The 6,900-nt window shown below is 71.6% G+C and carries 7 protein-coding genes; 2 read left to right on the top strand and 5 right to left on the bottom strand.

Annotation, left to right across the window (positions count from 1 at the left end):
- Nucleotides 1-159 precede the first annotated feature (159 nt).
- A complete protein-coding gene (gene leuA, locus RIF68_RS03125) occupies nt 160-1,935 on the bottom strand; it encodes a 2-isopropylmalate synthase (RefSeq protein WP_309049544.1) in 1,776 nt (591 codons plus the stop codon).
- 295 nt (nt 1,936-2,230) lie between these two features.
- Between leuA and RIF68_RS03120 the strand changes: the two genes are divergently transcribed.
- Both RIF68_RS03120 and RIF68_RS03115 read left to right on the top strand, forming a co-directional pair.
- Nucleotides 2,231-3,286 carry a M4 family metallopeptidase gene (locus RIF68_RS03120; protein WP_309049543.1) on the top strand — a complete coding sequence of 352 codons (1,056 nt, stop codon included), beginning with the start codon at nt 2,231-2,233 and terminating at the stop codon, nt 3,284-3,286.
- Between the two features lie 20 nt (nt 3,287-3,306).
- Nucleotides 3,307-3,573, top strand: coding sequence for a protealysin inhibitor emfourin (locus tag RIF68_RS03115; protein WP_309049542.1), 267 nt, complete (start codon nt 3,307-3,309; stop codon nt 3,571-3,573).
- Nucleotides 3,574-3,669: 96 nt separating this feature from the next.
- Here the strand turns inward: RIF68_RS03115 and era are convergent, their stop codons facing one another.
- The 4 genes from era to RIF68_RS03095 all read right to left on the bottom strand — a co-directional run bounded on the left by era (nt 3,670) and on the right by RIF68_RS03095 (nt 6,879).
- Nucleotides 3,670-4,620 (bottom strand): GTPase Era, encoded by a 951-nt coding sequence (gene era, locus RIF68_RS03110; RefSeq protein WP_375165137.1) that lies wholly within the window; start codon nt 4,618-4,620, stop codon nt 3,670-3,672.
- Between the two features lie 128 nt (nt 4,621-4,748).
- Nucleotides 4,749-5,111 carry a cytidine deaminase gene (locus RIF68_RS03105; protein WP_309049540.1) on the bottom strand — a complete coding sequence of 121 codons (363 nt, stop codon included), beginning with the start codon at nt 5,109-5,111 and terminating at the stop codon, nt 4,749-4,751.
- Nucleotides 5,112-5,138: 27 nt separating this feature from the next.
- Nucleotides 5,139-5,843 carry a hypothetical protein gene (locus tag RIF68_RS03100; protein WP_309049539.1) on the bottom strand — a complete coding sequence of 235 codons (705 nt, stop codon included), beginning with the start codon at nt 5,841-5,843 and terminating at the stop codon, nt 5,139-5,141.
- Between the two features lie 148 nt (nt 5,844-5,991).
- A complete protein-coding gene (locus RIF68_RS03095) occupies nt 5,992-6,879 on the bottom strand; it encodes a helix-turn-helix transcriptional regulator (protein ID WP_309049538.1) in 888 nt (295 codons plus the stop codon).
- Nucleotides 6,880-6,900: the final 21 nt, after the last annotated feature.

Here is a 6,900-nt window from a genome sequence, read left to right as displayed (position 1 = left end):
CAAGGCCCTGTCCGGCGGGAACGGGGTCCGTGACGGTCCGTGCGGCGCCCGGCCCGTTGGCCGGAGCCGTGAGCAGGAGATCACCCTCCGGAGTGGCCGGACCGGCCCCGGGGACACCGCCGCCCCGCGCCCCCGGGGAGGGCGCGGGGCGGGGCCGGGTCAGCGGGCGGAGCGGTTGACCGCCGAGATGACCGCCTTCAGGGAGGCGCGGGTGGTGTTGGCGTCGATGCCGATGCCCCACAGCACCTTGCCGTCGATGGCGCACTCGATGTAGGAGGCGGCCTGCGCGGAGGCGCCCTCGCTCATCGTGTGCTCCTGGTAGTCCAGCAGGCGGGCGTCGACGCCGATGGACTGCAGGGCGGCGAAGAAGGCCGAGATCGGGCCGTTGCCGGAGCCGGTCAGGACGGTGTCGACGCCGTCGACGACCGCCTCGACGGTCAGCGTGTCCGTGCCGTCCGTGTCGGAGGTGGTCTGGCCGGAGCGCAGCTGGATGCGGCCCCAGGGGTTCTCCGGGTTGGGCAGGTACTCGTCCTGGAAGACGGACCAGATCGCGGCCGGCGTGACCTCGCCGCCCTCGGTGTCCGTCTTCTGCTGGATGATCTTCGAGAACTCGATCTGCATCCGGCGGGGCAGGTCCAGCTTGTGGTCGTTCTTCAGGACGTACGCGATGCCGCCCTTGCCGGACTGGGAGTTGACCCGGATGACGGCCTCGTAGGAGCGGCCCACGTCCTTGGGGTCGATCGGCAGGTACGGGACGGCCCACTCGATCTCGTCGACGGTCCTGCCCCGGGCGGCCGCGTCGGCCTCCATGGCGTCGAAGCCCTTCTTGATGGCGTCCTGGTGGGAGCCGGAGAAGGCGGTGTAGACCAGGTCGCCCGCGTAGGGGTGGCGCGGGTGGACCTCCATCTGGTTGCAGTACTCGGAGGTCCGGCGGACCTCGTCGATCTGCGAGAAGTCGATCTGCGGGTCGACGCCCTGGCTGAACAGGTTCATGCCCAGGGTGACCAGGTCGACGTTGCCGGTGCGCTCGCCCTGCCCGAACAGGCAGCCCTCGACGCGGTCGGCGCCGGCCATCAGGGCCAGCTCGGCCGCCGCCACGGCCGTACCGCGGTCGTTGTGCGGGTGGACGGACAGGCAGACGTACGCGCGGCGGGTCAGGTTCCGGGACATCCACTCGAAGCGGTCCGCGTGGGTGGAGGGCGTCGAACGCTCCACGGTGGCGGGCAGGTTCAGGATGATCTCGCGGCCGGGACCGGGCTGCCAGACGTCGCAGACCGCCTCGCAGACCTCCAGGGCGAAGTCCAGCTCGGTGTCGGTGAAGATCTCCGGGCTGTACTGGTAGCCGAAGGTGGTCTCCGGGCCCAGCAGCTTCTCCGCGTACTCCATGACCAGACGGGTGCCGTCGACGGCGATCTGCTTGATCTGCTCCTTCGAGCCGCGGAAGACGACCCGGCGGAAGGTGGGGGCGGTGGCGTTGTACAGGTGGACCGTGGCGCGCTTCGCGCCGACCAGGGACTCCACGGTCCGCTCGATCAGGTCCTCGCGGGCCTGCGTCAGGACGGAGATGGTGACGTCGTCCGGGATCGCGCCCTCTTCGATGATGGAGCGTACGAACGCGAAGTCGGTCTCGCCGGAGGAGGGGAAGCCGACCTCGATCTCCTTGTAACCCATGCGGACCAGCAGGTCGAACATCTCGCGCTTGCGGGCGGGCGACATGGGGTCGATCAGGGCCTGGTTGCCGTCGCGCAGGTCGGTCGACAGCCAGCGGGGCGCCTTGGTGATGCGACGGTCCGGCCACGTGCGGTCGGGGATGTCGACGGCCTCGTACGGGCGGTACTTGTGGACGGGCATCCCGGACGGCTTCTGCAGGTGCGTCGCGTTGGTGACGGGCGTCGGGCGGTCGACGAACGGAGACTGCGACTGGTGCGGGGACATTGCGTAGGGCTCCTCGGGGGTCCTGCGGGAGGGACGGCCGACGGTCTGAACGCAACACCGAAACCCGCGGGGAGGGAGTCGGCCTACGACTACAGGCCCTCGCCGCGGCAGCTAAGGAGAAGCAGCCCGAAACGCATGATGTGCGTCACCATAGCCCAGGACCGGCGGGGGCGGACGTCCCGTTTCAGTATGCGGGACGGCCCGCCGTCAAGACCGAAACGTGACCCATCACTCCATTTCGCCAATCCTCGTCACTTCTCGTGACAGCAAGCTCACACGGTGCCACATTGCGGACATGACACCGCACAAGCCCGTCTTCTGCACGATCGTCCCTCCCCACCTCCTGGAGCACCTGGCCGGCTCGTCCAACGCCGCCGTCGCCGCCACCGCCCGCCGCACCCTCGCGGCGGACGCCTCGGCCCGCGCGGCCCGCGCCCTGCCGCGCCCGCGCCCCACGACCGCGCCGGCGGACGCGGCGGCTGAGGCCCGCCCGCGCCGCACCGTCCACGACTGCGGGGGCGGCACCGACCTGCCCGGCACACCGGTCCGCGAGGAGGGACAGGCGGCGACCGGCGACGCCACCGTCAACCGGGCCTACGCCGGCCTCGGCGCCACCTTCGAACTCTTCCACGGCGTGTACGGACGGAACTCGATCGACGGCGCGGGCCTGCCGCTGATCGCCTCCGTCCACTACGACCGCGACTACGGCAACGCCTTCTGGGACGGCCGTCAGATGGTCTTCGGCGACGGGGACGACGAGATCTTCCTCGACTTCACCCTGCCGGTGGACGTCATCGGGCACGAGCTGGCCCACGGTTTCACCCAGTACACGGCGAACCTGGAGTACTTCAGCCAGTCCGGGGCGCTCAACGAGTCCGTCTCCGACGTCTTCGGCTCACTGGTGAAGCAGTACGCGCTCGGGCAGAGCACCGACCAGGCCGACTGGCTGATCGGCGAGGGCCTCTTCCACCCGAACGTGGAGGGGAAGGCGCTGCGGTCGATGAAGGCCCCCGGCACGGCGTACGACGACGACGTGCTCGGCAAGGACCCGCAGCCGGCCCACATGGACGACTACGTGCGCACGAGCCGGGACAACGGCGGCGTGCACATCAACTCGGGCATCCCCAACCGCGCCTTCTACCTCGCGGCGACCGAGCTGGGCGGCAACGCCTGGGAGCGGGCCGGGCAGATCTGGTACGACGTGATGACGGGCGGGACGCTCACGCCGGAGACCCGGTTCGCCGAGTTCGCCGCGGCCACGGTGGCGGCGGCGCGGGCGCGGTACGGCGACGGCGCGGAGATCCAGGCCGTCCTGAAGGCCTGGTCCGCGGTGGGGGTGCCGACCGACTGACCGGCTGGTAGACAGGGCGCATGCGGATTCGAGTGCGGCGCACGGGTGGTTTCGCGGGCATCGAGCGGTCGGCCGAGGTGGACACCACCGGCCGGCCGGACGCCGGGGAATGGCGCTCCCTGGCGACGGCCGTGATCGACGAGGGCGGCGAACCGGGGGCCCGGGGCGTACCCGACGGCTTCACGTACGAGATCGTCATCGACGGCCTGACGATCCACTGCGCGGACCCGGACCTGTCGGAGGCGCAGCGGGCCCTGGTGACGAGGGTGCTGAAGGAAGGCGCCTAGGCCGTGTCTTTCGGATCTTGCCGGGCTCGCGGCGTGATCCAAAAGACACGGCCTGGGCGTCCCTTCCGGCCGGGGCCGGGAGGGACGCCCCCGGGGTCAGAAGCCGAGGCGGCGGAGCTGCTTGGGGTCGCGCTGCCAGTCCTTGGCGACCTTCACGTGGAGGTCCAGGAAGACCGGGGTGCCGAGCAGTGCCTCGATGTGCTTGCGGGACTTCATCCCGACCTCCTTCAGGCGGCTGCCCTTGGGGCCGATGATGATGCCCTTCTGGCTGGGGCGCTCGATGTACACGTTGGCGTGGATGTCGAGCAGGGGCTTGTCCGCCGGGCGGTTCTCGCGCGGGATCATCTCCTCGACCACCACCGCGATCGAGTGCGGCAGTTCGTCCCGTACGCCTTCGAGCGCGGCCTCGCGGATCAGCTCCGCGACCATGACCTGCTCCGGCTCGTCGGTGAGGTCGCCCTCCGGGTAGAGCGGCGGGGACTCGGGCAGGAGCGGGATGAGCAGGTCGGCGACGAGCTGGACCTGCTTGTTGCCGACGGCCGAGACCGGCACGATCTGGGCCCACTCGATGCCCAGCTCCCTGCCGAGCTGGTCGATGGCGATGAGCTGTTCGGCGAGCGTCTTGGAGTCGACCAGGTCGGTCTTGGTGACGATGGCGACCTTGGGGGTCTTCCGGATCTCCGCGAGCTCCTTGGCGATGAAGCGGTCGCCGGGGCCGAGCTTCTGGTCGGCGGGCAGGCAGAAGCCGATCACGTCGACCTCGGCCCAGGTGGTGCGGACGACGTCGTTGAGACGCTCGCCGAGGAGGGTCCGCGGCTTGTGGAGGCCGGGGGTGTCGACCAGGATCAGCTGCGCGTCCTCGCGGTGCACGATGCCGCGGACGGTGTGCCGGGTGGTCTGCGGCCGGTTCGAGGTGATGGCCACCTTCTGGCCGACCAGAGCGTTCGTGAGGGTGGACTTGCCCGCGTTGGGGCGGCCGACGAAGCAGGCGAAGCCGGCCCGGTGGACGGCTTCGGTTTCTTGGTTGCGAGCGCTCATGGGGGCCATTCTCCCCGATGAGCGCCCCCCTCACGTACCCGGTGCGCCGGGGCGGGCCCGCGCGGCCCCATCCGGAGGGCGGCGAGGGCCGGCGCGGAGCCGTGCGGTCGCCCCCGCCGTGCCCGTCCCGGTCCCGCTCAGCCGGCGGTGACCGCCGCGCGCAGCTGCCCGTCCGGACCCGCGAGGAACACCGGGGTCTCGGGGCCACCGAGGTCCCGGACGGCCGCGCGGTCCGCGTCCGAGGCGGCCTCGGCGGCCGACACCACGGCCGCCGCCTCCAGCGACTCGGCGCCGCTGGCGACGGCCATCGCGACCGCGGTCTGCAGCGCGCTCAGCCTGAGCGACTCCAGCTCGACGGTGCCCGCCACGTACGTGCGGCCGGTCTCGTCCCGTACCGCCGCACCCTCGGCCACGCCGTTGCGGGCGCGGGCGCTGCGGGCGAGGGTGATGATCTTCAGGTCCTCGGCGCCGAGGTCGCCGTGCTCCTTGCTGAGTGTCATGCCCCGAGCATAGGTCGGGGCACGGGGTCAGCTCGTGGCGCCCTTGACGAAGGTGGTGACGGCCAGCTTGGCGAAGCCGTCGAAGTCCTTGTGGCCGGAGGCGTCGGCGGGCACGTGGGCGAAGCGGGTCAGGCCGGTGCCCTGCGAGGCGACCAGCATGTTGGACTCCAGGTCCACGCCGAGGGAGGCGATGTTCATCTTCAGCCGGAAGGCCTCCGCCTTCTCGGCGCCCTGCGGGGCGGTGAGCTTCTCCAGGGCGATGTTCATCTTCACGCCCTCCATCTCGGCGGTGAAGCCCTTGCAGCTGCCGAGCGCGGTGCCGAGGGAGGTGACGTAGTCGGCGGCGCCGGTGCCGGGGAAGGTCATGACCTGCTGGCTCAGCAGCGACTCGGAGTTGCCGCGCTCGTAGTCCACGTCGGCGCCCGTGGTGGCACCGGCGACCTCGTCCGCCAGGAGGGTCGCGACGGGCGCGCACTCCGGCTTGTCGGCCTTGTAGACCGTCTTGTCGTCCTCCGCGGCGCTCACCTTCCAGCCCGCGGGCAGGTCCTTGAGCTGGAGGGCGCCGGCCTTCATCTGAGCGGCGGTCAGGGGGGTGGCGGGAGTCGCGGAGGGGGCGGCCTTGTCGCCGGAGCCCTTGCCGGACTCGTCGGCGGAGCCGCCACAGGCGGCGGTCAGCGAGAGCGCCGAGACGGCGAGGACCACGGTCAGGCCGCGGCGGATGCGAGTGCGCATGATGAGAACTGCCTCTTGAGGGTGGGGAGATGAGCGGAAGGCCGGGACGCCCGCACGCGGAGGCCGACCGGCGAGGAGGATATACGGCTCCGCCGGCGTCCCCGGACCACGCACCCCCGCCCCGGGCCGGCCGGTACCGTGTCCCGGCTCAGCCCGCGACCGGGTACATCGCGCCGCGCCGGCCCTCCGGGGAGACCAGCCACTCCAGCTTGGCGGCCGTGTCCACCTCGGGCAGCGGTGTGTGCAGCACCACCACCAGATCGGGCCGGGCCGGCACCCGCAGCTGCGTGGCCTCCATGTGGAGCGGGCCCACCAGCGGATGTGCGAGGACCTTGCGGTTGAGGCCGCCCGGCATGACGTCCTGCCGCTCCCAGAGCCGGGTGAACTCCTCGCTCGCCGCCTTGGCCTGCTCCACCACCGCGCGGAAGCCCTCGTCGTCCGGGTGCTCGGAGCAGGCCGCCCGGAACTGGGCGACGACCTTCGGGGCGAGTTCCTCCCAGTCGGCCGAGCGGGACCGGTAGAGGGTGTCGGTGAAGAAGGAGATCAGGCAGTTCTGGACGATCTCGGGCCGCATGCCGAGCACGATCGAGGCCGATTCGTTGTACAGGACGGTGTTCCAGTAGGCGTCCATGATGTGCGCGGGGAACGGCATCCACGCCTCGATCAGCCGCCGCAGGCCCTGGCACATGTCCCGTGCCGCCGGGTCCACTTCGGCGGCCGGCGGGTTGAGCCCCGCCAGGACGTACAGGTGGCGCCGCTCGGCCGGGCCGAGCCGCAGCACCCGGGCCACCGAGTCGAGCACCTGCGGGGAGACGGTGATGTCCCGTCCCTGCTCCAGCCACTGGTACCAGGACACCCCGACCCCGGCCAGGACGGCGACCTCCTCGCGGCGCAGGCCCGGGGTACGGCGCCGGGCGCCGCCCTCCGGCAGGCCGGCCTCGGCGGGGCTCACCCGGGCCCGCCGGCTCCGGAGGAACTCCCGCAGTTCGGCGAGCCGGTGCGCCTTGGCGGTGGTGCTCTCGAGAGCCGTGGCCACGTGTGCTTCCTCCCCCTGGCT

It is taken from the genome of Streptomyces sp. (genome assembly GCF_031178505.1).
Lineage (GTDB): Bacteria > Actinomycetota > Actinomycetes > Streptomycetales > Streptomycetaceae > Streptomyces > Streptomyces gulbargensis.
The sequence above is the reverse complement of the archived record's forward strand: the minus strand, read 5'-3'. Positions and strand labels throughout refer to the sequence as shown.